Annotated in this window: 21 protein-coding genes and 1 tRNA gene; 11 read left to right on the top strand and 11 right to left on the bottom strand. The window is 68.2% G+C overall.

Annotated features, from left to right (window positions below):
- Positions 1-85: 85 nt before the first annotated feature.
- From ACO0LU_RS09990 to ACO0LU_RS09980, 3 genes are all read left to right on the top strand, one after another.
- On the top strand, positions 86-3,388 hold the full coding sequence (locus ACO0LU_RS09990) for a S41 family peptidase (protein ID WP_424791208.1): 3,303 nt from the start codon (positions 86-88) through the stop codon (positions 3,386-3,388).
- Between the two features lie 93 nt (positions 3,389-3,481).
- Positions 3,482-3,964 (top strand): hemerythrin domain-containing protein, encoded by a 483-nt coding sequence (locus ACO0LU_RS09985; protein ID WP_424791207.1) that lies wholly within the window; start codon positions 3,482-3,484, stop codon positions 3,962-3,964.
- A 20-nt stretch (positions 3,965-3,984) separates the two neighbouring features.
- Positions 3,985-4,061: transfer RNA gene (locus ACO0LU_RS09980), tRNA-Val, on the top strand.
- 82 nt (positions 4,062-4,143) lie between these two features.
- Here ACO0LU_RS09980 and ACO0LU_RS09975 read toward each other — a convergent pair.
- Positions 4,144-4,422, bottom strand: coding sequence for a hypothetical protein (locus tag ACO0LU_RS09975; protein ID WP_424791206.1), 279 nt, complete (start codon positions 4,420-4,422; stop codon positions 4,144-4,146).
- A 232-nt stretch (positions 4,423-4,654) separates the two neighbouring features.
- Here ACO0LU_RS09975 and ACO0LU_RS09970 point away from each other — a divergent pair, with 232 nt between their 5' ends.
- A complete protein-coding gene (locus tag ACO0LU_RS09970; RefSeq protein ID WP_424791205.1) occupies positions 4,655-5,965 on the top strand; it encodes an alpha/beta hydrolase in 1,311 nt (436 codons plus the stop codon).
- On the opposite strand, the gene ACO0LU_RS09965 is transcribed toward ACO0LU_RS09970, so the two are convergent.
- The gene (locus tag ACO0LU_RS09965) at positions 5,892-6,200 is read right to left on the bottom strand and encodes a DNA cytosine methyltransferase (protein WP_424791204.1); all 309 of its coding nucleotides are present in this window, start codon (positions 6,198-6,200) and stop codon (positions 5,892-5,894) included. The genes ACO0LU_RS09970 and ACO0LU_RS09965 overlap by 74 nt on opposite strands.
- Positions 6,201-6,496: 296 nt before the next feature.
- Between ACO0LU_RS09965 and ACO0LU_RS09960 the strand changes: the two genes are divergently transcribed.
- Positions 6,497-7,408: an SDR family NAD(P)-dependent oxidoreductase gene (locus ACO0LU_RS09960; protein WP_424791203.1), complete on the top strand. Its 912-nt coding sequence runs from the start codon at positions 6,497-6,499 to the stop codon at positions 7,406-7,408.
- 85 nt (positions 7,409-7,493) lie between these two features.
- On the opposite strand, the gene ACO0LU_RS09955 is transcribed toward ACO0LU_RS09960, so the two are convergent.
- The 4 genes from ACO0LU_RS09955 to ACO0LU_RS09940 form a co-directional block, all read right to left on the bottom strand.
- Positions 7,494-8,276 (bottom strand): methyltransferase domain-containing protein, encoded by a 783-nt coding sequence (locus ACO0LU_RS09955; RefSeq protein ID WP_424791202.1) that lies wholly within the window; start codon positions 8,274-8,276, stop codon positions 7,494-7,496.
- Positions 8,277-8,285: 9 nt separating this feature from the next.
- Positions 8,286-8,846 (bottom strand): OsmC family protein, encoded by a 561-nt coding sequence (locus tag ACO0LU_RS09950; protein WP_424791201.1) that lies wholly within the window; start codon positions 8,844-8,846, stop codon positions 8,286-8,288.
- 125 nt (positions 8,847-8,971) lie between these two features.
- Positions 8,972-11,557 (bottom strand): ATP-binding protein, encoded by a 2,586-nt coding sequence (locus ACO0LU_RS09945; RefSeq protein ID WP_424791200.1) that lies wholly within the window; start codon positions 11,555-11,557, stop codon positions 8,972-8,974.
- Positions 11,558-11,708: 151 nt separating this feature from the next.
- On the bottom strand, positions 11,709-12,176 hold the full coding sequence (locus ACO0LU_RS09940) for an Lrp/AsnC family transcriptional regulator (RefSeq protein WP_424791199.1): 468 nt from the start codon (positions 12,174-12,176) through the stop codon (positions 11,709-11,711).
- Positions 12,177-12,236: 60 nt separating this feature from the next.
- On the opposite strand from ACO0LU_RS09940, the gene ACO0LU_RS09935 reads away from it, so the two are divergent.
- Complete coding sequence (locus ACO0LU_RS09935; RefSeq protein ID WP_424791198.1) at positions 12,237-13,121, top strand: phenylalanine 4-monooxygenase; 885 nt, start codon at positions 12,237-12,239, stop codon at positions 13,119-13,121.
- Between the two features lie 34 nt (positions 13,122-13,155).
- On the opposite strand, the gene helR is transcribed toward ACO0LU_RS09935, so the two are convergent.
- Positions 13,156-15,318 (bottom strand): RNA polymerase recycling motor ATPase HelR, encoded by a 2,163-nt coding sequence (helR, locus tag ACO0LU_RS09930; RefSeq protein WP_424791197.1) that lies wholly within the window; start codon positions 15,316-15,318, stop codon positions 13,156-13,158.
- Positions 15,319-15,575: 257 nt separating this feature from the next.
- On the opposite strand from helR, the gene ACO0LU_RS09925 reads away from it, so the two are divergent.
- Positions 15,576-16,070 (top strand): beta-class carbonic anhydrase, encoded by a 495-nt coding sequence (locus tag ACO0LU_RS09925; protein ID WP_424791196.1) that lies wholly within the window; start codon positions 15,576-15,578, stop codon positions 16,068-16,070.
- A 27-nt stretch (positions 16,071-16,097) separates the two neighbouring features.
- Here the strand turns inward: ACO0LU_RS09925 and ACO0LU_RS09920 are convergent, their stop codons facing one another.
- Entirely contained in the window at positions 16,098-16,682 is a 585-nt protein-coding gene (locus ACO0LU_RS09920) for a TetR/AcrR family transcriptional regulator (protein WP_424791195.1), read from the bottom strand.
- 36 nt (positions 16,683-16,718) lie between these two features.
- The gene (locus ACO0LU_RS09915) at positions 16,719-18,248 is read right to left on the bottom strand and encodes an MFS transporter (protein ID WP_424791194.1); all 1,530 of its coding nucleotides are present in this window, start codon (positions 18,246-18,248) and stop codon (positions 16,719-16,721) included.
- Between the two features lie 481 nt (positions 18,249-18,729).
- Between ACO0LU_RS09915 and ACO0LU_RS09910 the strand changes: the two genes are divergently transcribed.
- Genes ACO0LU_RS09910 through ACO0LU_RS09895 form a run of 4 tightly spaced genes read left to right on the top strand, consistent with a single transcriptional unit; the run spans position 18,730 to position 22,781 of the window.
- Positions 18,730-19,542 carry a serine hydrolase gene (locus tag ACO0LU_RS09910; RefSeq protein ID WP_424791193.1) on the top strand — a complete coding sequence of 271 codons (813 nt, stop codon included), beginning with the start codon at positions 18,730-18,732 and terminating at the stop codon, positions 19,540-19,542.
- A 52-nt stretch (positions 19,543-19,594) separates the two neighbouring features.
- Entirely contained in the window at positions 19,595-21,169 is a 1,575-nt protein-coding gene (locus ACO0LU_RS09905; protein WP_424791192.1) for an N-acyl-D-amino-acid deacylase family protein, read from the top strand.
- A gap of 41 nt (positions 21,170-21,210) precedes the next feature.
- Positions 21,211-21,843 carry a bifunctional 4-hydroxy-2-oxoglutarate aldolase/2-dehydro-3-deoxy-phosphogluconate aldolase gene (locus ACO0LU_RS09900; protein WP_424791191.1) on the top strand — a complete coding sequence of 211 codons (633 nt, stop codon included), beginning with the start codon at positions 21,211-21,213 and terminating at the stop codon, positions 21,841-21,843.
- On the top strand, positions 21,840-22,781 hold the full coding sequence (locus tag ACO0LU_RS09895; RefSeq protein WP_424791190.1) for a sugar kinase: 942 nt from the start codon (positions 21,840-21,842) through the stop codon (positions 22,779-22,781). Before ACO0LU_RS09900 ends, ACO0LU_RS09895 begins: the two co-directional genes overlap by 4 nt.
- Before the next feature lie 173 nt (positions 22,782-22,954).
- On the opposite strand, the gene ACO0LU_RS09890 is transcribed toward ACO0LU_RS09895, so the two are convergent.
- Together ACO0LU_RS09890 and ACO0LU_RS09885 are read right to left on the bottom strand one after the other, a co-directional pair.
- The gene (locus ACO0LU_RS09890) at positions 22,955-24,274 is read right to left on the bottom strand and encodes an ABC transporter substrate-binding protein (RefSeq protein ID WP_424791189.1); all 1,320 of its coding nucleotides are present in this window, start codon (positions 24,272-24,274) and stop codon (positions 22,955-22,957) included.
- Positions 24,275-24,321: 47 nt separating this feature from the next.
- The gene (locus tag ACO0LU_RS09885; RefSeq protein WP_424791222.1) at positions 24,322-25,128 is read right to left on the bottom strand and encodes a carbohydrate ABC transporter permease; all 807 of its coding nucleotides are present in this window, start codon (positions 25,126-25,128) and stop codon (positions 24,322-24,324) included.
- Positions 25,129-25,158 lie beyond the last annotated feature (30 nt).

Genomic DNA, 25,158 nt, shown 5'->3' with positions numbered 1-25,158 from the left:
CAAAGCCGCGGGGCGACTCGTGGCGCTATCCCGCGATGCGGTAAAGCCGGCGACAACGGCCCGTGGCGGCGGTTACGTTGACAGTATGGGTTCGGCATATCTGAGATTCCCTCATGTCCATCACGACTCACTGACCTTCGTCGCTGCCGACGATATCTGGCTGGGTGGTACCGGTGGCGGCCGGGCCTGGCGCCTGACCAATGACCGGGCGCCGGTGAGCCGGCCGCGGTTCTCCCCGGACGGGTCCCACATCGCCTTCGTCTCCCACCGGGACGGGCACCCGGAGGTCATGGTCATCGACCTGGGCGGGGGCAGCGCACGCCGGCTCACCTGGTGGGGCGGCAGCAACACCATGGTGCTCGGCTGGACCGGTGAGGGCAGGGTGCTGGTGGCCTCCAACGCCGGGGAGGCGAACATGCGCCACCTGGTGGTCAAGGCGGTGGACCTGGACGGCGGGGTGGAGCGCCTGCGGTACGGTCCGGCCGGGGCAGTGGCGCTGCGCCCGGACGGTGCCGCGGTGATCAGCACCCCCGCCGGCCGTCCGGCTGCGCACTGGAAGCGCTATCGGGGCGGCACCGCCGCCCGGCTGTGGCTGGATACCGGCGATGGGCAGTGGCGCCGCCTGCTGCCCGATGAGACCGCGCCACTGACCGATCCGATGTGGCGGGGCGAGACGCTGCTGTTCGTCTCCGACATGGCCGCGACCTTCCCCGATGCCGCCGATGAGCAGGCGAACCTGTGGGCCTGGGATAGCCCCGGGCAGGGGCGACCGCGCCAGATCACCCATCAGGGAGTTGATGAGGGCTACGTGCGCGATGCCGCCACCGATGGCGCCTCCATCGTGTGGTCCAGCCGGGGCGATGTGTGGCTACTGGATGATCTGGACCGTGACCCGGTCAGGGTGAACCTGTCGCTGCCGGGCGCAGCGCCGGTGGCGTTCGACGCCGAACCCACCAAGAACCTCGACGCCGTGGCGCCCGACCATGGTGGGGACGCCTCCCTGGTGGCCTGGCGGGGCAACGCCTTCTGGCTCAGCCACCGGGAGGGGCCTGCCCGGGCGATCGCGGCCGATGCGGGAGTGCGCGTGCGCGAACCGATACTGCTGGGCCGTACCGGCAAGGCGGTGATGGCCAGCGACGTGAAGGGGGAGGACTGCCTGGAGGTTCGCGACCTCACCGGTACCACCGACCCGCAGCGTCTGGCCGCCGGGCAACTGGGCCGTGTCCTGCACCTGGCGAGTGATCCGCCCGGGCAGCGCGTCGTCGTCATCTCCCACGACGGCGCGATCCGGCTGGTCACGCTTGCGGATGCGTCGGTGCGCGACCTTGGGCGATCGGAGCAGGGCGAGGCCACCTCGCCCACTTTCTCCCCGGACGGGCGCTACCTGATGTGGACCGTACCCACCGCCGATGAGGCGAGCCTGCATGCGCTGCGCCTGGTCGACCTGCACGGTGACGGGCGGGTGCACGCACTGACCTCGGGCCGGTTCCACGATCACAGCCCGGTGTTCAGCGATGACGGCAAGTACGTGGTGTTCCTGTCCGACCGGACTTTCGACCCGGCCTACGACAACCACGAGTTCGCGCTGTCCTTCACCGGCTCCACCCGGCCGTGGTTGATTCCCCTGGCGGCCACCGAGCCGGCGCCGTTCGGGCCGAGCGCCGACGGCTGGCGCATCTCCGAGGCCGGCCACGCCGCTGGGCGTGCCGGTTCCGGCGGAGCAGGCACAACGGAGGGCATGAAGGACGACGACGGCGCAGCCGGTCCTCGTCAGCAGGTCACCGGGGCGCCGGCTGCTCCGCCCAGCCCGGACCTCGACGCCACCGGCGCCGAGGAGCGGATCACGCCGTTCCCGGTACCCTCGGGTACCTACAAGGACCTGCGCACCGTCAAGGGCGGAGTGGTGTGGATCAGCGTGGCCGGCGAGGCAGGCGTGTTGGGTAGCCGCCGTGCCGGGGTGGCCGGTGAGCCGGTTGCCGACACCCTGCAACTGTGGTCCTTCGGGACCCGCAAGGTCACCACCATCGTGGACAAGGTGGACTCCTACGCCGTCTCCGGCGACGGTGAGCGCCTGGTGGTGCGCCACAAGGACGAGGTCACGGTAGTACCCGCGGACCGGAAGGTGGAGGAAGAAGATGATCAGGCCAAGGTCAGCGTCGACCTGAAGCGGCTGCGGTGGCAGGTGGACCCGGCGGCCGAGTGGCAGCAGATGTTCGATGAGAACGCCCGGTTGATGCGCGATCATTTCTGGCGCGCGGACATGGACGGGGTGGACTGGGCCGGTGTGGTCGCGCGGTACCGGCCCCTGGTGGACCGGCTGCGCAGCCACGATGACCTGGTGGACCTGCTCTGGGAGACGGTGGCCGAACTCAACACCTCCCACGCCTACGTCATGCCCACCGAGCCGCCCGGAGCGCAGGAGCGCAAACTGGGACTGCTCGGCGCCGACCTGTCCCCAGCCGCCGATGGTTGGCGGATCGACCGGGTCCTGCCGGGGGAGTCCAGCGAGCCCGATGCGCGCTCACCCCTGCGGGCAGCGGGGGTCGATGCCCGCGCAGGCGATCTGATCGTGGCGGTGGACGGGCGAGGGGTGGACCGCCACGCCGGCCCGGCGCGCGGACTGGTCGGGGCGGCGGAAAAGCCGGTGGAGTTGATCCTGCGGCGCGACGGCTCGGATCGACGGGTCGTCGTGGTGCCCCTGGGCGATGAGGAGGTACTGCGTTACCAGGATTGGGTCCGGTCCAGGCGCGAGTACGTGGCCGAACACTCCGGGGGGCGCCTCGGCTACCTGCACGTGCCGGACATGATGAGTTACGGATGGGCGCAACTGCACCGCGACCTGCGGATTGCCAGTCGGGCCGAAGCCCTGATCGCCGATGTGCGATACAACCGCGGCGGGCACACCAGTCAGTTGGTCGTGGCCCGGCTGGCCGCCAAGGTGGTCTCCTGGGGCACCGGCCGGCACTACGCCCGGGCGAGCACTTACCCTGCGCACGCACCCCGGGGCCCGGTGGTGCTGGTGGCCAATGAGCACTCCGGATCCGATGGCGACATCGTCAATGCCGCGGCCCAGGCGATGGGTATCGGGCCGGTGGTGGGGATGCGGACCTGGGGCGGAGTGGTTGGCATCGACGGCCGCTTCGACCTGGTCGATGGCACCACGGTGACCCAGCCCCGGTATGCGACCTGGATGAAGGGCAAGGGCTGGGGCATGGAGAACTACGGCGTGGACCCCGACATCGAGGTGGAGCACACCCCGGCCGACTTCTTCGGTGCGGCCGACCCCCAACTTGACCGGGCGATCGCCGAGGCACTGGACCTGCTGGAGCGGGAGGGCTCCGAACACGAGCCGCCGCTACCGGAACCGAAGGTGCGCCGGCGGCTGTGAAGCCGGCTTTATCGCTCCGGCTCTGGCGTTTTTACAAATCAGGTTGTACAAAGGGAGGGTCGACGCGCAGGCGAGAGTGAGGAAACGAGCGATATGTCTGCACCCATCCCCGATGCCGAGCACGTTCTGGGCACCATGGCCGCTGCTGCTCATGAGCATCACAGCGAGTTGTGGGCCGAACTGACGATTCTGGAGACCGAACTCATTTGCGCGGTGAGGGCCGGTGCGGACTTCACCGAGGCACGCGACGCCTTTGTCCGTTACCTGCGCGCCGATGTGGTCGACCACCTGGAGGCTGAGCAGACCGTCCTGCACAGCACCGCCCGCGGCGTCGGCGCGGATGCGTTGGTGACCGCCCTGGACCTGGACCACAAAGCGATCCTGGCCCTGATCGACCACCTGGCCCGGTCGGAGACCGGACTGCAGGCGATCATGGCGGCCCGCAGTCTGGTGCTGCTGTTCGCGCTGCGGATGGAGAAGGAGGAAAGTGTGCTGTTGCCACTGCTGCGCGAGGCCGGAGTGGACGTGGAGGCGCTGCTGGTGGGCAAGGTCGAGATCACCGGTGCGGGCGAATAGCGGTAACCTTGCCTCTGCCAGGGCCCATAGCTCAGTTGGTTAGAGCACCGCGTTTACACCGCGGGCGTCGGGGGTTCGAGTCCCTCTGGGCCCACCAGAAGGTCGTTGTTCAAACCGCCGACATGAGCGGTTTGAGGTCCAGATTCCGCCGTCCGCTCCGTGAAGTGGACCGCGCGGCTCTAGACGTCGGGGTTGAACAGCGCGTCGAACGGTTCCCCTGGCTCTCCGACGATGCCGTCTTCGGGCAGGACGATGAGCTTGTCGAAGAAGACCTGGTTGGCGATGCGTCGAAGTTCGTCGTCGATGCTCATGTAGATCGCGTGGCAGTCTCCCGCGAGAGCGAGGCAGTCTTCGATGTGGGCTTTGGCTTGCTCGTACTCGATGTATCGATGACGCGCGGGCCTGAAGACAGCCCGCCCGCCGGGCGGGTGGCAGTCTTCATCGACCCGTTCGGCCACTGCTGGTTCCTGAACCAGCCCCCGAGAGCTGACTCACGAGCTGCTTGGCCACGCGAGTCATCCCTGGAGGAGCGGCGGTGAGTCAAGGGCTCTTGGTGAGCGGATTTCGGCTTGTTCGCGTAGTTGACGCCGACACCGTGCGGCGCACTTCGTCGGACACAGCCCTGTTGTCTGGATGCCAAGCGCACAAGGCGTGGACCGGACACACGGCAATACGACCGGGGTATCGCTGATGAGTGCTGACTCCGGGGTCCGGCGCAGTGATGAGCCGCGGCTATGGCGCCTTGTTGGGCGGGTGGCCATCGTCGTGGCCGCATCGATCACGGTGGGTATGGCCACGGTCGTGGGTGTAGCCGTCGTGAGCCTGCGTCCGATGGTGCTCCTCGTCTCCGGGCTGGGCGCGGGCGCTGCCGTTGGAGCGGCTGGAATTCTCTGGGTTGCCCGCCGTCAGGTTGGACCGCGCCGCCGGAGGCTCCTCTGGGGTACGAGTGCCATACTGGCGGTCAGCATGGGGGTGGTGACGCTGCTCTTCGCGGTGCCATCCGGCGACGTCGGGAGTCCGGCAGCGGCCGTGGACGGTGAGAGCTACTGGTCGCTGCCGACAGGCTCGAAACTGCGCTACGTCGGGGTCCCGGCCAGCGGCACCGCCCGTCCGACACCGGTGGTGTTCGTCCACGGTGGGCCGGGCACGCCGGACCTCGTCAGGGACATCGCATACTTCGGCAGGCTCGCCGAAGATGGCTTTGACGTGTACGTCTATGACCAGTTCGGCGCTGGTGGCTCGACCCGGCTGACTGATCCAGAGCAGTACGGCCGTGACCGCGACGTCGCCGACCTCGAAGCTATCCGGCAGGCTATTGGTGCCGAGCAACTCATCCTGATTGGCCATTCCTACGGCGCCACCGTCGTCGCGGGTTACCTTGCTGCCCACCCAATGCGGGTTGCTCGCACGCTGCTTGCCTCACCCGCATCGCTCGACCCAGCGGACTCAAGCGGGGGCAACCTGCAGAGCCGGCTCACCCGTGACCAGCGGTTGGAGCTGTATGCGCGACTGCTGCGTCCGCGCAACCTCCTCATATACACGCTGCTACAGGTCAATCCCGCCCTCGCGCACCAGGTGGCGGGAGACGCGGAGATGGACGCCCAGAACGATCTCGTCTACGCGGCTACGGAACCCGCCCTGCATTGTCCGGGGCACGCCCTGGAGACTCCACCAACCGGCCTGGGCTTCTACCGGCTTCAGTATCCTCAGTCCGCCGCCGCCCCCGCCGATCGAGACCTCCGTCCGCTGCTGGCCGGCAACGACACCCCGACTCTGCTGGTCAAAGGTTCGTGCGACTACCTGTCCTGGGAGTCGGTTGTCACCTACCTGGAGACGCTGTCCGACGCGCAGCTCGTCTACATGAGCGGCGGACACAACGTACACCACGACGCGCCGGAGGAGTTCCTCGCGACGGCACGCGCCTTCCTTACCGATAGTCCGCTTCCGATCGCGCCCTACAGCGGCACCACCGTACCGTCCGACTACGAAGGTGCGCGCTGACGGACCTTCGGCAAAGATCGGGCGTCGGCGTACCTCGCGCGACCTGCACAGGCAACGTAAGCGACACCTCGCTGGCCGACGGACGAAATGTCCTGGCGGGGAAGCCGCCGATGAGGATGTCCACGGGCTCGACGTCCTGCCAGTTGATGGTGGTGATGTCGCCGAGGTTCGGAATGCCGGGCCAATGGCGAGAGAAGACGGCGGCGACGGATTCGTTGAGTTCGGAGAACCACACGGTGTCGGCGATGAAGACCCTTATCGCCCCGGGCCTCGCCGTCACTCGACGGCCCGCTGCGCCGAGTCCGACCACCCCGATGGCTCGCCCCTCGGACCCACCGCCTGAGACGACACGCGTCTTGCAGGTCGAGGGTTGTCAACCTACGTTGACGGCGCATCGCGCGGTCGTCGTGCGCTCACCTGACCGTCGAAAGGCGGTGGCGCAGTGACGGTCTCGATGCGCGTGATGAGCGCGGGTGATGGCTACAAGTACCTGCTGCGCACGATCGCGGCCGCGGACGGCGACCGGACCCTGTGCTCTTCGACAGGCCACGCGAGTTGCATCGTGCCGATGACGTTCTGGAAGGCGACCTGTCTTCTGCGGGCGAGCACGAAAATGGTTCGACCGATGGACGGCCGCTACTGCTAATGTTCCCGAAGCCTATTCCTCAGGGGGAGTCGAACGTGTTGCTCGAAGGAAAGAACGCCATCATCTACGGAGCCGCAGGCCCGATCGGGCGCGCAGTCGCCCTTGGCTTGGCCCGCGAAGGAGCCATTGTCCACCTGACCGGACGCACCCTCAGCGCTCTCGATGCCGTCGCCGCCGACATTCGAGGCACCGGCGGCACGGCGCACACCGCCACGGTCGACGCCCTCGACGAACGCCAGGTCACGACCCACGCCGACCATGTCGCCGAGAGCGCAGGAAGCATTGACATCAGCTTCAACTCCATCGGCCTTGGTGACGTTCACGGCACCCCACTGGCCGAGATGTCCCTCGAACTGTTCGAGCGCCCGATTATCAATGGCGCGCGCACGATGTTCCTCACTACCCAGGCTGCCGCCCGGCACATGGTCCAGCAGCGTTCCGGGGTGCTTCTATTCTTCGGTGGGAACGGGGGGCGTGACCCGATTCGCGACTACAGCATCGGCGGCTTCCAGGTCGCGATGGGGCTGATCGATACCCTGCGTCGCCAACTCGCCGCCGAACTCGGCCCCCAGGGAATCCGTGCCGTGACATTACATTCCGGCGGGGTTGCCGAAGCCGTTCCGCTGAACGTGCCGGACCGTGAGGCCATCAAGGACATGATTATCGCCCCGACCCTGCTCGGACGGAGCGCGACCCTCGAGGACGTCGGCAACGTCGCTGCCTTCGTGTGCTCCGATAGGGCTGGCTCCATCACCGCCGCATCCATCAACATCACCGCCGGCGCCGTCGCCGACTGAAGCACTCCGCGCGGGACCGATGGCTCTCATCGATCGCCACCGGTATAGCGGTGACCGATCTCAGCGGAAAACGTGACTGGGCGTCCTAATCGGGCTGACGGGCCAAGACACAGACGCTCTTGACGCCGAACCGGTCGCTCGCGCCACGGGCCTGGTCGGACAGGAACCGGTACGGGTTGGTCGTGACCATCTCGATCCGCAGGCCTGCGTCCTCAATGGCGGCGAGGTAGGCATCCTCCTGGGGCGCGCCACCGATACACGAAGCCCACAGTTCGACGTCGTCGACGATGGCGTCGGTCAGGGTGGTTTCGGTGACGATGTCCGCCACCGCCAAGCGGCCTCGGGGACGGAGTACGCGAGCGGCCTCGGCGAAGACCTGTGACTTGTCCGGCGCAAGGTTGATCACGCCGTTGGAGATCACCGCATCGAAACTGCCGTCTCCGTACGGCAGTTGCTCGATCCTGCCGGAGCGGAAGGTGACCTGGCCGAATCCCGCAGCCGCCCGCAGGCGCTCGGCCTTGTCCAGTTGCTCGGGCGTCATGTCGACGCCGACGACCTGTCCGCCCGGGCCAACCTGCACGGCAGCGAAGAAGGAGTCCATCCCCGACCCCGATCCCAAGTCGATGACCGACTCTCCCGCACCGAGATCGGCGAGGGAGAAGAAGTACCCAACGCCGGCGAACGACTCGACGGCCCCCGTGGGAACTTGATCGAGAATCTCGGAGGGATAGCCCAGCCGGTCCGCGAGTGGCCGACCTAGTTCGAAATGGAACTCGGCGTCGGGATCCTGGGCCACCGCCCGGTACATCGCCTGCACCCGGGTGGTCAATTCATCGACATCGATGCGCGCGTGGCGAATAGTGCTCATGTCCGCTCCTCAGATCACGTCGAGGGTGGTCTCGACCGGGACGGCGTTGGCCAGGCAATCGCGCACCGGAGAGGTCTCCTGCACGTACTGGCACAGCGCCTGCAGTTGCTCCTGGCTGGCATTGGGGCTCGACACGCGGCCATGCGCACGGATCGCGGTGAATCCGGGCCGGGCGCCCTCGAGACCGAGGAAGGGCCGCACGTCCAGTTCACCTTCCACCTCGTACTCCATACGGGTGATGTGGATACCTTGGGCTGCCGCGTTCGCGACGTATCCGACGGCGTAACAGAAGGCGAGGGCCTGCAGAAGCAGTTCGACTGCGTTGGCCCCCTTGTTGGACCCGAGCAGTACCGGTGGCTCGTCACCGTGCAGCACGAACGACGCCGAGCGGCTCTCGTCGGGCTCTCCTGCGTGGGTGAATGTGGAGATCTCTCCGATGTTGTGGGTGCCCTCCTCCCAGTTGCTCCGTGCTCGGAACGTGAACGTGGCCAACTGGGGGTCGTCCTTGATCGCATCGATCGTGGCGCCGAGTCGCTCGACGTCGATGCCATTATCGGTGGTGGTAGTCACGCGTGGCTCCCTTCGCGAGTGTGTGGGCACCCGACGCTACGAGGACCACGGTGACTGCGCATCGGTGCCTCGCCCCTATCTTTCCCGGCGGCCCCACCCATATCTCCTGACCCGCCGGGCGCGGCCTACTCAGGCGAGGGGCTCAACACCCCTAGGTCGATCGCGCGGCGTACGGCCGCGCGCCGGTTGCCGACGGCAAGTCCGGTCAGGATGGCGGCCACGTGGTGCTCGATGGTCCGTTGTGATACCGCCAATCGGGCACCGATCTCGGCGTTGGTCAGATCCTGTGCCAGCAGCGCCAGCACCTCGGCCTGCCGCTCGGTCAGACCTGCTGGATTGGCGCGCGTGGAGCGAATCGGGCCACGCCGCACGGTCATGCCGTGGGCACGCATCTTGCGGCGCAGGTGCGCCTCCAGCGGTCTCGCACCCAGGTTCTGCGTGATGTGCACCGCGGCAGCCAATTCGTTTTCCCTATCGCTCATGGACAGCAGTAAGGCCTGGTCATAGCGCCAGCCCTGAGCGTCGAATGCGTGGGCGGCCTCGTGCCATGCCTGCCGGATCATGGCGGCGTGCGGCAGGGGCGCGACCCCGTGATAGTCAACAGGTACCCCCACGACCGTGGCCCAGGCGGCAAGGCGAGCGCCCAGGAAGCCCTCTACTGCGGTTTGCTGGGCGATCCTTGCCAGGAGCTGTTCGGTCCTGCTCACCGGGGGAGTGCGACTATGGGTGAGGGCCCATTCGATCTCGAGTTCGAGGACCGGACCCGACAACTTGGGTTCACCTGCTTCGTCCACCAGGGCGATCAGATCGCTCAGGCGCCCGGCGGCGTCATCGTCGCCGCGCCGCACCGCGACCTCGGCGAGCACGGTCTGGGCCTGTAGGCCCGCGATCGTGCTGCTGGCCCGTCTCCCGATCACACGTTCGGCAAGGGTCCGGGCCTCATCGAAGTGTCCCGATCGTGCCTTCAGCCAGGCGAGCAGAGTCTCGAAGTGGTCCCTGAAGACATCGCGCTGACGCTCCTCGACCAGTTCCAGACCCTGGGTGATGCTGCGAAGTGCCGCGTGAGGTCGCACCCACCCCAGATTGAAGAAGGCGAGCGCAACCAGGCCGTTCATGACCGGTTCGTGCGCACCGGCCCGGCGCGCACCGTCGATCACACTGTGCAGCGTGCTTGCCTCGGCTGGGTTGAGTTGCATACCCATCGCCGCCATCGCGACCAGCGCGCGCCATTTGGCGTCCTCGTTGCCCACTTCCTCGGCCAGACGCACGGCGCGGCGGCCGCTACGTTGCGTCTGCTCGGAGTTCCCGGAACGCGTGGCCAGGTCGCACAACTGACTGTGGGCGGAGGCCAGTTCGGTGGTGGCGCCGAGCGGCTCGAGCACCACGATTGCGCCCTGGGCTTGTTCCCAGGCCGCACGGCTGTCACCCGCCAACCAGTTGAAGCGGGCCCGGTCGGTCTTGCACCGCCCGACCCCACGCACGTCGCCGTGTTCGCGGTGCAACGCGATCGCACGGTCCGAGGCGTTGAATGCTTCGCTCAGGTCTCCGACGTGACATGCCTCCTCGGCGTACGCCTCGTACAGGCCGGCCCGGTCACCGATGGGGAACTCGTGGGCGAACTCAGCGGCGCGGCGGTAGTACTCGAACGCCTCGCGATGTGATTCCAGTGCGGTCGCCTCGCGCGCCGCGGCCAGGGCATGCGAGGCAGCCGCGTGGGTGCTCCCGGCTGCCTCTGCATGGTGAACGATGTCGGCTGCGGCGCCTCCGGTGGCCAGAAGCGCTTCCAGGACCTGCGCGTGCAGGTGACGTCGGCGGGTGGCGGTCAGGCTCGAGTGGACCGCGCGACGGATGAGTTCGTGCCGGAAACGCACGTGCGTCGGCTCGAGGGTCAACAGCCGAAGACGTTCGGGCGCCTCCGCTGCTGCCGTCCACTCAGGCAGGGCGGCGTCGAGGGCGGCGATAGGAAGACGTGTCGGCGCAACCGAGACCAGTTCAACCAGATGGCGTGAAGACGGATCGAGCCGGGCACAGCGCCCCAGGATCGCACTCGTGACCGACTGCGGCAGATCACCGGGAAGGTCAGCGACCAACTCTGTGACGAAGAAGGGGTTGCCGCCGGTCACGTCATAGACCCAGTCGGCGTTCTCCTCGCCGCTGAGCCTGGCCACGGCGGCACGTGACAACGGGGGCAGTTCCACACGCACCGCGGCGACACGGTGCAGCACGCCCAACGCCGAGTGCACCGGGTGGTCGGGGGCTGCCTCTCCGGATCGCAATGTCAGCACGAGCACAGCGGGCAGGTCGGCGATGCGGCGCCCGAGGACGGTGATGGCATCGATGGTGGCGTCGTCCGCCCAGTGGATGTCCTCGATCACGATCACCGTCGGTCGCTCGGCGGCGGCCAACTCCTCCAGAACCCGGGTGTGCAGTCGATACGGAGGGTCGCCGGCGTCGAGCATGGACTGTAAACCCCACGGCGCCTGCGCGGCGATATCCCAGAACGGCCCGAATGGCCGGGATGTGGACAGATCATCACACGTGCCCCAGTAGACCTCGGCATCGGTCGTGGGCGCGAAACTCGACACGAGCATCGTCTTGCCCATGCCGAGTTCACCGGCCACGATGGCCACCGATCCACGACCGTCGGCGGCGACGTCGACGGTCCTGCGCAGTGCGCGTAGGGCGGCGTCGCGTTCAAGCATGGCACCCATGGCCACCACCTGCACCTCGCCTTCGCCTGCAGGGTCCGACCGAATCCTGGTCCGCCTTCCCGGTTCCGATGCTAGCGGGAACCTCCCGGACCAGGGGTCTCATCAGCAAATCCGTGGTTGCCCCCAGCGGGAGTCGGTGGGCTCGGCCGGGTCAGGAGCCGTTCAGACCCGTGGGCCGGTCGACCAACACCGACAGGATCACCATCGTGCGGGTGCGGATCACCATCTCATGGCGGCGAAGGTTCTCCACCACCCGCTCCAGGTGCCGGACGCCGTCGACCTGGACGCGCAGCACCGCGTCGGGATCACCGGAGACGGTCACGGCGCTGAGCACCTCTGGCAGGTGCTGTACAGCGGCCAGCACGTCCCGGGGAGCGGTGCGCTCGGCGCAATAAACCTCCACGATCGCCTCGATGCCCTGACCGCTGATCGTGGAATCCACCACCGCCGCATATCCGCGGATCACGCCGCGCTCCTCGAGCCGGTCCACCCGACGTTTGACCGTAGGCGTGGACAGTCCCAACTCCCGGCCCAGGTCGGTGAAGGTGCGGCGACCGTCCAGGCGCAGCGATGTAAGGATCTGTCGATCCACCTCATCGATACGTACACGTGTTCCCACTTTCGATACTTTACGCAAGATCTGGTGGTACTTCACGTCACATCGGGGTACAACGGCGACATGTTCGAAGAAGCACAGTTCTACGCCCCCGTGACCACCGATGAGAACGGTGTCCAGGTGCACCTGGCCGATAACCACCCCGGCGTGAACGATCCGGAGTACCGCCGTCGTCGTAACGAGATCGCGGCCCCGGTGATGACGTGGGAGCCCGGGATGCCGATCCCACAGGTGGACTACACCGATGAGGAGAACCAGATCTGGGCCCGGGTCTGCGCGGAGTTGGCACCCAAGCATGAACGCCTCGCAGTGCGGGCCTTCCTGGAGGGAAAGGAAGCGCTGGGGCTACCCACCGACCGGGTGCCGCAGTTGGACGAGGTCTCAGCCGGCCTGGAGCCGCTCACCGGTTTCCGGCTGCATCCGGCCGCCGGACTGGTGCCCCTGGACGTCTTCTACGGGTCCCTGGCGGATCGGGTGTTTCACTCCACCCAGTACCTCCGGCACTCCTCCCAACCGCTGTACACACCCGAACCGGACATCATCCACGAGGTCGTCGGCCACGGGAACCTGCTCGCCTCCCCGCAGGTTGCCGAGGTCAAGCGCCTGGCCGGAGAGGCGGCCCGGCGGTGTGAGACCGAGGAAGGGCTGCAGTACGTTGCCGACGTGTTCTGGTTCACCATCGAGTTCGGGGTCATGTACGAAGACGGTGAACTGCGCTGCTACGGAGCCGGCCTGTTGTCCTCCTACGGGGAGATCGAGGAATTCCGCGGCGCTGATGTGCGCCCGCTCGACTTCCATCTGATGGCCACGCTGGACTACGACATCAGCAAGTACCAACCGATCCTGTTCGCCTGCGACGGCATGAACGAACTCACCGAGCGGGTCGGGCAGTTCTTCGCCGAGTTCGACGACGACACCCCCGCTCGCCTGGCCGCCGCCGCGGCCTGAGGTGCTGGGCCCGCCCGCCGCTCGTCACGCCGGGTCAGGGTGCGGAGTCGGTGAGAACGACCAGTTGCTGGGTGGCGCGGGTCATCGCGACATAGCGGTCCACGCCGCCCTGCACGCCGATGCCGAACCCCTCGGGGTTGATCAGCACCACCAGGTCGAACTCCAGGCCCTTGGCCAGTTCGGGAGTCAGGGACTGCACCCGTCGTGAAGGCAGGGCAGCGGCAAGGGGATGTGCGGCGATGACGCATCCGACCCCCTCGGCGTGAGCGGCGGCCCACTCCTGCAGGATCGCCTGTAGTTCCGAGGTATGTCCGTGCCGCACCGGCAGACCGTTGCTGCGCACCGAGCGGGGCACATTGGCATCGGGAAGCACCTTCCGGATCACCGGCTCGGCATAGGACATCACCTCGACCGGCGTGCGGTAGTTGAGGCTCAACGTCGCGATCCTGGCCTCACCCAAGCCCGCGCGGTGGAGGCGCTGGGACCACGACTCGGTGAACCCCTCCCTGGCTTGGGCACGGTCGCCCGCGATGGTGAAACTACGTGAGGGGCACCGGCGAAGCAGTATCTGCCATTGGGCCTCGGTCAACTCCTGCGCCTCATCGACCACGATGTGTGCGAACGGTCCGGCGAGCCGGTCTGCATCGGCGACGCCATCGGCCGCGTCCTGGACCAGCGCGTCGCGCAGGTCCTGCCCGTGCAGCATCGTCATCACACTCTCGCCGTCGTGATCGGCGGCGATGAGTTCGGTCACCACGGCATCGATCTGGTCACGTTCCGCCTGGGCGGCCGCTGCCTGCCGCCGCCGGCGTCGAGCATCACCTGCCTCACCGAGCCGGTGCCGCGCCGCATCCAGCAACGGCAGATCGGACTGGGTCCAGGCGTGCGGGTCCTGGCGCTGGAGCGCGCGAATCTGCTCTGGCCCGAGCCACGGGGCACACAAGCGTAGGTAAGCCGGAACCGACCAGAGATCGCCGATCAGGTCCGGGGCACTGAGCAGCGGCCACGAGTGATTCAGCGTGGCGGTCAGTTCGGGATCCCGGGACACCTCCCGGCGTACCAGGTCTGCGGGCACCTCACTATCGTGCTGATCGATCAGGAGTTGCACCAGCGCGTCCCACACCTGCTCGCGGGCCTCATTGTGCGGGGTGCCCGGATCCGGCGCAGCAAAGGCCTGCGCCCAGTCGGCATCGGTCACCTGGACGTCGGCCCAGGAGGTCGACACCTCCAGCGGCTCGGTGGGGGGTTGCTCGTAGAAGGCCACCGCCTTCTCGATCGCCCCGGCCATCCGTCCCGAGGCCTTCAGGCCGGCCACCACCGGGTCGCGCTCTGCCGGGGTGTGTTCGCGCGCACCGGCGAGGTCGGTCAGCGTGCAGGTGAGCACACCCTCCTCACCGAGGCTGGGCAGCACATCGGCGACGTAGGACAGGTAGGGCTGGTGCGGGCCGACCACCAGCACGCCGCCACTACCAACGCCCAGCCGGGGGTCGGAATAGAGCAGGTAGGCCGCCCGGTGTAGAGCCACCACCGTCTTCCCGGTGCCGGGCCCTCCGTCGACCACGAGCGGGCCGCGCGATCCGGCCCTGATGATCGCGTCCTGGTCGCCCTGGATCGTGCTGAGCACATCGGGCATCGCTCCGGTGCGGCTCGTTCCCAGGCTGGCGATGAAGGCCGACTGATCATCCAGGGCCGCGTGCCCCTGCAGCGCACCGGGAGCGAAGACCTCATCCCAGTAGTCGGTGATCCTCCCCGCACTCCAGCGGTAGCGCCGCCGGGTGGTCAGCCCCATCGGGTTGGCGTGGGTGGCGGCGAAGAACGGTTCTGCCGCCGGTGCGCGCCAGTCGACCATCAGGACCTCGCCACTCTGGTCGGTCAGGCCGATGCGGCCGATGTAGACCGGACCGGTATCGCCCGCGCGCACGATCCGGCCCAGGCACAGGTCCATCCCGTACCGGTACAGGAGCCTGAGTCGGGCGGTCAGGTGGTGCACGCGCTGATCACGCTCCAACGCCGCTTGCACACCACCACCGGGGGACTTGCGCTCGGTCGCGAGTCGGTCGGAGGTGGCGGTGACCTGCTCGCTCAGGCGTTCGGCGATGATCCGCAACCGAGCCTGGTCGGTACCGATGAGGGCGGGATCGGCCTTGGCGGTCCTGGCTTCGGAGAGGTCGAAAACGTCGGTCCGGGTGGTGGGCACGCTCAACTCCACAGGTCACAGGGGCATGGGCTCGGCTGGGGAACCCGCATTCTGCGGTACGGAGGGGGTCTTGCGGCAAGGCCCCCCTCGCGCGATACGGTAGGTGTACGGCAGAGGATTCCTCGGTGTTGAGGTGCTCGCGGCGTCCCGGTCCGCGAGACTCCCGGGTGGGTGACAACCCGCGGCCTCACCGCAGGTGAAAGGTGGCTGAGGAGGCGCCGACCGACGCCGACCCACGGACGCGAAAGGACCGAGGCATGACTGTCACCGACGACCTGCTCCGCAACGCGGAGGCCTATGCCGCAACGTTCGACAAGGGTGATCTGCCGATGCCGCCGGGGCGTCAGGTCGCCGTCGTTGCCTGTATGGACGCCCGGCTGAATCCCTACGGCCTGCTCGGCCTGGAGGAAGGGGACGCCCACGTGATCCGCAATGCCGGCGGGGTCATCACCGAGGACGAGGTCCGCTCCCTCGCGATCAGCCAGCGCCTGCTCGGCACGCGGGAGGTCATCCTCATCCATCACACCGACTGCGGGATGCTCACGTTCACCGACGATGAGTTCAAAGCTCAGATCGAGGCCGACACCGGCATCCGGCCGCCGTGGGCACCGGAATCCTTCCGGGACCCTGCCGACGACGTGCGTCAGTCCCTGGCCCGCATCGCCGCCAACCCGTTCGTGCCACACAAGGACCGGGTCCGAGGGTTCGTCTACTCGGTCACCGACGGCACGCTGACCGAAGTCAACTCCTAGATCGACCGGCTGTCGGGGCGATGGGGTTCACCCCGCCGCCGTCGCCCGCGCCGGGTTCAGTGCCCGGCACAACAGCCGGTGGATGTACTCGGGGTCTGCTGGGACGTTGTTGATGAGGACGGCCGTGCACAGGCCGTCCGAGGTGGCCACGAGGGAGGCGATCGCCTCGGGATCCTCGGTGAGGGCGGCGCCGAGTTCGGCGACGTTCTCGCGCCACCGGCGTGACACTTCGGCAAGAGCGGGCCGGCGGGCCGCCATGGTGGCCAGTTCCCGCTCGGCCAATGCCCGGTCACGACCCGGACCGGCGGAGTCGGCGATCAACTGGGCCAGGCCGTGGAGGTTGTCGCCCGGGCCATCGATGATGGCGCGGATGTGCTCGGTATAGGTGTCGGCGACGCTGGCCAGGGCCGCAACGAGCAGGTCATCCAGGGTGACGAAGTAGTAGGTGATGAGGCTGGTGGTGATGTCCGCCTGCGCGGCGACGGTGCGGTGGGTGACCCCCGACGCGCCGTCACGAGTGACGACGGCTAGGGTCGCCTCGATGATCTGGGCGCGGCGCTTGCTGCCCCGGGCACGCCGTCCATCGATGTGGCGTTCCTCGTCCGCTCCCATGCACCTCACCTCGAGTTTACAGGGTAGTGGCATCGCTCACCGCTGATCGGCCTCGACAGGTTGCTCCTGGCCGAGCGGGGGGAGGTGCCGGAGCGCCACCAGGCAAAGGAGGGTCGCGAGGATGATCGCTGATCCCGCCGTGGCGGCCGCAACGTTCATCGCGCCCGTGAATGTCTCCTGCGCACGGACAAGGACATCGGCCGAGAGCCGGTCGGCAAGGGCCAGTGCCTCGGGGAGGCTGCCGGTGAGGCCCTCGGTGATCTGCGGTGCGGTCCCGGGCGGCGCGGTCATTCTCGCGGCGTAGAGGGCTGTGGTGAGGCTGCCCAGGAGGGCGACGCCGACGGCGATCCCGAGTTCCATGACGGTTTCCGACATCGCCGCTGCCGAGCCGGACTTGGAGGCAGGGGCAGAACCGACGACCACGTCCGTGCCGAGCGCGCTGATGGCGCCCAGGCCCAGGTAGACGAACGCGAATCCGACCACCACCCACGCTCCGTCGTCGCTGCCGACGATGGTGAGCAGCACGTATCCGATCACGGACAGGCCCAGCGTGAGCGCCATCACCAACCCGGGTCTAAGGCGCCTGGCGACGAATGGGGCGCCGATGGCAGCGGCGAACATGGCCAGCGCGGGAGGTCCCATCCAGAGGCCAGCCACGAATGGTGTGAGGCCCTGCACCAGCTGCAGGTACTGGGTCACCAGGTACATGGTTCCTCCGACGCCGATCAGGCCGACCAGGAGCACCACCAGGGCGGCGGAGAATGAACGGTTGCTGAACAGGCTGACGTCGAGCAGGGGAGCGCGCAGTCCACGTTGGCGGCGAACGAACGCGGCCCCGCTGATCAGACCGACCGCCAGGAGGAACGCCGACTTCACCTCGGGGCCGTGAACGGCGGTGTGCTTGACGGCGTAGATCACCGGAAGGATGGCCGCGAGCGAGAGCGCGACACTGGCCAGGTCCAGCCGCCCCGCGGCCGGGTCGGCATACTCGGGTAGCACCCTGCGGGCGCCGAGCAGGACGATGACGGCGGCCGGAACCGCGAGCAGGAACGCCGCGCCCCACCAGAGCGCGTCCACCATGGCGCCGCCGGCCACGGGACCGGCAGCCATCCCGGCCGCGAACATCGTGGCCCATACCCCGATGGCCAGCGCGCGCTGACGCGCATCGGTGAACATGTTCGAGATCAGCGACAGCGTCGAGGGCATCAGGGTCGCGCCGGCGATGCCCAGCAGGGCCCGGGCCAGGATCAACAACTCGGCGTTCGGGGCCAGGGCCGCGAGGATCGAGGCGAATGCGAACGCTGCCATCCCGATCATGAGCAGACGCCGTCTGCCGATCCGGTCCCCGAACGTGCCCATGGTGATGAGGAACCCGGCGATGAAGAACCCGTAGGCATCCATGATCCACAGCGTCTGGGTGGTGGAGGGATCGAGGGCCGCCACCATGCTCGGCACCACCAGGTACAGCACCGTGACATCGAGACCCAACAGCATCGTTGGTACCGAGAGCAGGGCTAGGCCCGCCCACTCGCGCCGTCCGGCCAGGTGGGGTGGCGCATCGAGCATAGATCTCTCCCTCGGGGTCACTAGTTGTACAAATATGCAAGTAGGACGATCGCACAAGTAGGACGATGGTGCAAGAGAGTCTTTCGGGACGACGGTGACCGCGAAGGCCTGGACGGTGTCGCTCGGCCGGCGAGGAGAAGTAGGTAATGGGTAAGGTCCACCCCGAGATCACACTGCGGTCGCGTGAGTTCATCGCCGCACAGCACGTCTTCTTCGTGGCCACCGCGCCAGAACGGACGGATCGCCGTGGTGTTCTAACGCCTTCTCCATCGACGGACTGCCGCAATGGTCGCCGAGGACGGTCGATGAGGCGGCTCGTTAAGGCGCAGGCCTTGATTGCGCAGGATAAAGGGGGCGCGGTTGTGTGGCACCGGCGCGTGCCCACACGCGCGGTCGCAGGACCTGGGTCATGTGGGCCCCGCGTGCCCCGAGAACCTCGAGCCCATTCATGCGACAGGATGGCTGGCTGGAGGAGGTCTACATGACGACGTGGCCGGAGAAGAACCAGCACGCGCTGCAGCAGCACCTGACCACGATCGCCCGGGAGGCGCCGGGGCACTGGAGTTTCGCGGTCCGGGAAGCCGGGCAGGTGATCGCCCAGGTCGAGGCCCACCGAGTGACGACCCCAGCGAGCACCATCAAGGTCGCCGTGCTGCTGATGGTGCTGCAGGACGTGGCCGAGGAGCAGCTCACGCTCGAGCAGATGGTGGAGGTACCCGAGGAACGCGTGGGCGGTAGCGGCGTGCTGGTGCACCTGCCCTCGGTGCAGCGGCTCACCGTGGCCGAAGTGGCCGAGATGATGATCGTGGTGAGCGACAACGAGGCCACCAACATGCTGATCCGCCTGCTCGGCCTGGACCGCATCGCCCAGCACCTGGCCCGATGGGGCATGCACGACACGCAGATCCAGCGCACCCTGATGGACACCCACCTGCCGGGCCGAAACGCCACCACCGCCGCCGACCAAGCCCTGTTGCTGGATGCGCTGTGCGCCGACCTGCTGCCATCTCACCTGCGCACCCTGGCCCTGGACATGCTGTTGCGCCAGCAGTTCAACTCCCGCATGCCCGCCCGCCTGGGCCCGGACGTGCTCTGCCGGCACAAGACCGGGGAGATCATCGGCATCCGCCACGACGTGGGGGTGCTGGACTTCGACGACCGGATGATCTCCTTCGCCGCCCTGGGCAGCGACCTTCAGGAAGTGATCGACGACGACGGTCCCGGTCCCGTCGATGACATCGTCGCCCGGGCGGCAGCGACCGTGGTGGCAACCGCGCGGGGCTCGGCCGACTGAACCGTCGCAACCGATACCGCTGTGGTGACACAGCACCGGGAGGATACGCAACATGACCGACCACGACGTCGTCGTCCACGGGGGCAGCATCATCGACGGAACCGGCACCGACCCGATCCGCGCCAACCTGGGAGTGCACCGGGGACGGATCGCCGAGATCAGCCGGGCCGACCTGCGCGGAGCGCAGGTCATCGACGCCACCGGACTGGTCGTCACCCCGGGCTTCATCGACCTGCACTCCCACGCAGACTTCCGGATCCAGGGCCACCCGCAGGCCAGCACCCAACTGCCGCAGGGCGTGACCACCCTGGTGGGTGGCAACTGCGGCTTCTCCCCGTTCCCGGTGGCCGATCTGGAGACGATGCGGACGTCCTCGGCCTTCCTGGAACCCGAACTGGGCTGGGAGTGGACCGATGCCGGCGGGTTCGCCGACGCGGTGGACGCGGCAGGGCCGGCGATCAACATGGTGACCCAGGTGGGCCACAACGCCCTGCGTGAAGCCGTCATGGGCGGGGAGCAACGCCTCGCCTCCGACGACGACCTGGCTGCCATGGGTGGGTTGCTCGCCACCGCAGCGGCCCAGGGGGTACACGGGTTCTCCACCGGCCTGATCTATGCCCCCGGCACCTACTCCGACGAACGCGAACTGCAGTACCTGGTCAGCGCGGCGGGCCGGCTCGGGCTGTTGTACTCCACCCACATACGCAACGAGGGGGCCCGACTCACCGAGGCGGTCGAGGAGGCGATCCGGCTCGCCACCGCTGGTGGCGCGCGGTTGCAGATCTCCCACCTCAAGGCCGCCGGGGAGCGCCACCACGGGCGTACCGCCGAGGCACTCGGGCTGATCGACGAGGCCGCCGAGGCCGGCCTGGACGTCGCCGCCGACGTCTACCCCTACACCGCCTCCTCCACCACCTTGACCACCCGGTTGCCCACCTGGGCCCTGGACGGCGGTACTGCTGCACTGCTGCGCCGGCTGGCCGACACCGAGGCGCGTGAGGGTATCCTCGCCGAGATGCGGCAGGGGCAGGCCACGGTGGCCTCCGGGGTGATGATCGCCCACCTCGGCCCGGGCCGTTACCAGGACGCTGCCGGGCAGAGCCTGGCCCAGATCGCCCGGGCCGAGGGCGTGGACGACGCCGAGGCCACGCTGCGGATCCTGGCCGCCCACGACGGCGGGGCCAGCGTGGTGCTGCACTCCATGTCCGATGAGGATGTGGACCGGGTGCTTGCCCACCCACGGGTGGCCGTGGCCAGCGACGGGTGGGTGTTACGGGACCAGGGCCAAGGACGCCCGCACCCGCGCAGTTTCGGCACCTTCCCCAGGGTGATCTCCCATTACGTGCGCGAGCGGGGACTGCTCACCCTGCCCGAGGCGGTGTGGAAGATGACCTCCCTGCCGGCCTCCCGGCTCGGCTGGTCCGACCGTGGCATCCTGCGCGCCGGGTCCGTGGCCGACGTCGCCGTCTTCGATCCCCGCACGTTCACCGACAACGCCACCTTCTCAGACCCCTGGCGGCTGGCCACCGGGATGCACGCGGTGCTGGTGGCCGGGCGGGTCGCCTTCAACGGCGGCGAGGTCACCGGCGTGCGAGCCGGGACGATGCTGCGGGCGGGCAGCGACTAACCTGGTGGCGTGATGATGCAAGCATCTGGGCAGGGCCCGCGATGAGCACCGACGTCGGGGTGGTGGCCATTATCCGGCTCCGCCGGCACAGCCCGCCCCTGGAGGTGCTGGAGGCGCTGACCGCCGGGGGGATCGCCCGCCTGGAGGTGACGCTGCCCACGCCGGACGCACGTGCCACGATCACCGAGTGGCGGGACCGCACCGAGGCCCAGGTCGGTGCCGGGACGGTGCGCAGCGCTGACCAGGCGGTCCAGGCGATCAGCGCCGGGGCGCAGTTCCTGGTCACCCCCACGATCGACTCCGGCGTGCTCGGGGCCGCAGCACCGGCGGGCCGGCCGGTCTACTGCGGCGCGAGCACGCCCACCGAGATCGAACTGGCTCACCGCCACCCCGCGGTGGCTGCGGTCAAGGTGTTCCCGGCCGGACCGTTGGGCGGGGTGGACTACATCAAGGCGATCGCCGAGCCCCTCGATGACGTCCCGTTGCTGCCCACCGGGGGCGTGGGCGCGGCCGAGGCCACCACCTACGCCGCGATGGGATGCGTCGGCGTGGGTGTGGGTGGACACCTGGTCAACGACGACCTCGTCGCCGACCAGGCGTGGGCGGAGATCCGCGACCGGGCCGCCGCCATGGTGCGTGCCTGGGACGACGGCGTGGAACGTCGCCACCGATGAGCGGCATCGATGTGCTCACCCTCGGGGAGACCATGGGCACCATCCGCGCCGAGGGGACCCTCGGCGTCGGTCCGGAGCCGAGGATCTCGATCGCCGGTGCCGAGTCGAACGTCGCGATCGGGCTGGCCAGGCTTGGGCACCGGTCGGCATGGGCGAGCGTGCTGGGCAGTGATGCGATCGGTGACCTGATCGTGCGCACCCTGGCCGCCGAGCGGGTCGACACCACCGCGGTACGCCGTGAACAGGGCGCTCCCAGCGGCATCCTGGTGTCCCAGCAACGCCCGATGGGGCGAGCCCGGGTGGACTACCACCGGGCCCATTCGGCTTTCACCGCGATCGGGGCGGCCGACGCCCGTGCCGCGTTGGACCCGGGGCCCACAGTTGTGCACCTGAGCGGGATCACCCCGGCGCTGGGCCCAGGGCCTGCCGAGGCGACCCTGGCGCTGACCGGGGCCGCGCGGACGGCCGGTATGAAGGTCAGCCTGGATGTGAACTTCCGCTCCCGGCTCTGGTCACCGGAGCAGGCCCGGCCGGTGCTGGCCGAACTGGCCACGTACGCCGACGTCGTCTTCGGTGACCCCGGGGAACTTGCCCTGCTCACGTCCGGTGCCCAGATGGACCTCGAGGCCCTGTTCGGTCTGGGCGTGGGGGAGGTGGTGATCAAACTCGGTGGGGACGGCGCCCGGGTGCGCACCGTCGGGGATGACGTACTTCGCCCGGCCCTGCGCGTTGACGTCGTCGACCCCATCGGCGCCGGCGACGCGTTCGTGGCCGGGTACCTCTCTGCCCTGCTTGAGGACTTGCCGCTGCCGCAGCGACTAGAACGCGGGAACGCCTGCGGGGCCGCAGTGGTCTCCAGCCGCGGTGACTGGGAGGCGATGCTCACCCGCACCGACCTGGACTCCCTGGACACCGCCCCCGGCGCCGTCCAGCGCTGACCGGCCCGGTCAGGTCAGCGAGGCAGTCGATGTCGTCGCGCCCCCCGGGCCGGCATCGCCCAGCATGCGGATCGGCCCGGGCGACCGAGGGCCCGGATGGGCGCCGCGGGCGTCGCACTAGCAACGCCCGCGATACCCATCCGGGCCCACCGGGATCGGGGTGAAGGGCTGACTCAGCCCTCCACCTCCGAGGCCACGTCGGAGTCGTACAGGGACTGCAACTCCTCCTCCACGCGCTGCATCTCCTCGGCCACGTCCACGTCGGAGGTCAGGATGCGCTGCAGGGTCTGGGACAACTCCAGGTCACCACCGGGCACGAACAACCGGGCGAAGTCCTGCACCCGGGCGCGCTCGAGCTGTTCCACCGCGGTCTGGAACTGCGGGGTCTCGGCGTAGACGTCGGACATGTCCGCATCCTGGTGGACCGGCACGTACCCGGTGGCAGCGGAGAACGCGGCCGTCGAGTCCGGGTTGCCCATGAAGCCGGCGAACATCGCCGCGGCCAGCTGACGTTCCGGAGTGCTGTCGGAGGCGATCATCAGACCGGCACCACCGGTCGGGGTCTCACCCTCGGCGGCCGGACCGCCGGGCAGGAACGCGGTGCCCACCTCGAAGGATGCCGAGTCCAGGATGCCGCCCAAGGAACCGGTGGACTGCACGATCTGGCTGGTGGCGCCGGCGGAGAAGTCATCGGCCGGGTTGCCCGAGGACACCGAGGCCCAGGAGTTGGTTGCTTCCTGTGCGAATTCCAGCGCCTCGATGGTGGCATCGGAGGAGACGGGGGAGAAGTCCCACTCATCGGACCAGGCACCGCCGTAACCCCACACGATGTTCGCCATCCACCAGGCCGGGTACTCATCCTGCGGCGGGAAACTGAAGGCGGAGTTCGCCACCCCGGCGTCCATCAACTGCTCGGAGACCTCGGCGACTTCGTCCCACGTCTCCGGGGGCGCGTCGATGCCGGCCTCTTCGTAATGGTCGACGTTGTAGTAGAACAGCGGGGTGGAGCGGGCGTAGGGGACGCCGTAGTGGCTGCCTTCGTACTGGTAGTCCTCGTACAGCGCTTCGACGTATCCGCTGGTGTCGACCCCGGCCTCCTCCATCAAGCCGTCGACCGCGACCAGGGAGCCGTTCAGGTAGTTGGGGAACCAGGTGGCATCGGACAAGACCACCACGTCCACCTCAGCGCTGCCCTGTGCGGTCTGGAACCGCTGCGAGGTCTCCTCGTAGTTCGCCCCGGAGGTCACCACGTTGACCTCGATGCCGGTCTCGTCGGTGAACTGGGCGATCAATTCGTTCTCGATGTCGGCCGAACCACCGGGGTGGTTGGTCCAGAAGGTGATCTCGTCGGCCGGCTCCACGCCGGAGACATCCACGTCTTCCTGGGCGTCACCGTCACCACCGCTGGTGTCCGGGCCGCACGCGGCCAGGACGAGGGTCGCGGCACCGAGCGCAGCAAGGCTGCGTACGGTGCGGCTGGTGGACTGTTTCATGGGTACTCCTTCTTTCGTTTCTTCGTTGGTCGTCGGAGTCGATGGGTTCACTTGACCGCCCCCTGGGTGAGGCCGGCCACGATGTAGCGCTGGAGGGCGGCGAAGATGAGTAGGACAGGCACGATCACCAGGACCGCACCGGCCATCAGCACGCCGTAGTTGCCGGTCTGGCCCTCGATCGACTGCAGCATGTTCAGACCCACCGGCAGGGTCATCCGTGCCGGGGAGTCGATGATGATCAGGGGCCACAGGAAGTTGTTCCACTCGTTGACGATGGTCACCAGGGCCACGGTCGCGATGGCCGGTAACGACACCGGTGCGGCGATCTGGAACAACTTGCGCAGGTGTCCGGCGCCATCGAGTTCGGCGGCTTCGAACAACTCCTTCGGGAGTGCTTTGAAGTGCTGCCGGAGCAGGAAGGTCCCGAATGCGGTCCCGAGTCCGGGCAGGATGATGCCCCACAGGGTGTCCCGGCCGCCGAGCGCGGTGATGGTCAGGTAGTTCGGCAGCATCGACACCTCCGGCGGCACCATGAGCGCAACCAGAATACCCAGGAAGATGAGGTTCGCCCCGGGTACCTTGATGAACACCAACGCGTAGGCCGTGGTCACCGCCAGTAAGACCTTGATGGTGGCGCCGACGATGGTGACGATCACGCTGTTGCGCAGCACGGTGAGCAGCGGCACCCGGTCCGCCACGGCTCCGTAGTTGTTCAGGGTGGGGTCCTGGGGCAGCAACGTGGGTGCCAGGGTGAGGATCTCCGGCGGCGGTTTGAAGCTGGAGGAGATCATCCAGGCCAGCGGCAGCACGATCACCAACAGTGCGATCAGGATCGGTAGGTAGCCGGCCAGCATCGTGTCGGCCAGGTTGCGCGGGCTGAAGGC

This window comes from Pseudactinotalea sp. Z1748, assembly GCF_049725185.1.
Classification (GTDB): domain Bacteria; phylum Actinomycetota; class Actinomycetes; order Actinomycetales; family Beutenbergiaceae; genus CALKWS01.
The sequence above is the reverse complement of the archived record's forward strand: the minus strand, read 5'-3'. Positions and strand labels throughout refer to the sequence as shown.

Excerpts from the sequence above, each read along its gene's own strand:
- ACO0LU_RS09990 (WP_424791208.1), top strand. The coding sequence starts at position 86 with ATGGGTTCGGCATATCTGAGATTCCCTCATGTCCATCACGACTCACTG.
- ACO0LU_RS09985 (WP_424791207.1), top strand. The coding sequence starts at position 3,482 with ATGTCTGCACCCATCCCCGATGCCGAGCACGTTCTGGGCACCATGGCC.
- ACO0LU_RS09970 (WP_424791205.1), top strand. The coding sequence starts at position 4,655 with ATGAGTGCTGACTCCGGGGTCCGGCGCAGTGATGAGCCGCGGCTATGG.
- ACO0LU_RS09955 (WP_424791202.1), bottom strand. The coding sequence starts at position 8,276 with ATGAGCACTATTCGCCACGCGCGCATCGATGTCGATGAATTGACCACC.
- ACO0LU_RS09945 (WP_424791200.1), bottom strand. The coding sequence starts at position 11,557 with ATGGGTGCCATGCTTGAACGCGACGCCGCCCTACGCGCACTGCGCAGG.
- ACO0LU_RS09935 (WP_424791198.1), top strand. The coding sequence starts at position 12,237 with ATGTTCGAAGAAGCACAGTTCTACGCCCCCGTGACCACCGATGAGAAC.
- ACO0LU_RS09925 (WP_424791196.1), top strand. The coding sequence starts at position 15,576 with ATGACTGTCACCGACGACCTGCTCCGCAACGCGGAGGCCTATGCCGCA.
- ACO0LU_RS09920 (WP_424791195.1), bottom strand. The coding sequence starts at position 16,682 with ATGGGAGCGGACGAGGAACGCCACATCGATGGACGGCGTGCCCGGGGC.
- ACO0LU_RS09915 (WP_424791194.1), bottom strand. The coding sequence starts at position 18,248 with ATGCTCGATGCGCCACCCCACCTGGCCGGACGGCGCGAGTGGGCGGGC.
- ACO0LU_RS09910 (WP_424791193.1), top strand. The coding sequence starts at position 18,730 with ATGACGACGTGGCCGGAGAAGAACCAGCACGCGCTGCAGCAGCACCTG.
- ACO0LU_RS09905 (WP_424791192.1), top strand. The coding sequence starts at position 19,595 with ATGACCGACCACGACGTCGTCGTCCACGGGGGCAGCATCATCGACGGA.
- ACO0LU_RS09900 (WP_424791191.1), top strand. The coding sequence starts at position 21,211 with ATGAGCACCGACGTCGGGGTGGTGGCCATTATCCGGCTCCGCCGGCAC.
- ACO0LU_RS09895 (WP_424791190.1), top strand. The coding sequence starts at position 21,840 with ATGAGCGGCATCGATGTGCTCACCCTCGGGGAGACCATGGGCACCATC.
- ACO0LU_RS09890 (WP_424791189.1), bottom strand. The coding sequence starts at position 24,274 with ATGAAACAGTCCACCAGCCGCACCGTACGCAGCCTTGCTGCGCTCGGT.
- ACO0LU_RS09885 (WP_424791222.1), bottom strand. The coding sequence starts at position 25,128 with ATGCTGGCCGGCTACCTACCGATCCTGATCGCACTGTTGGTGATCGTG.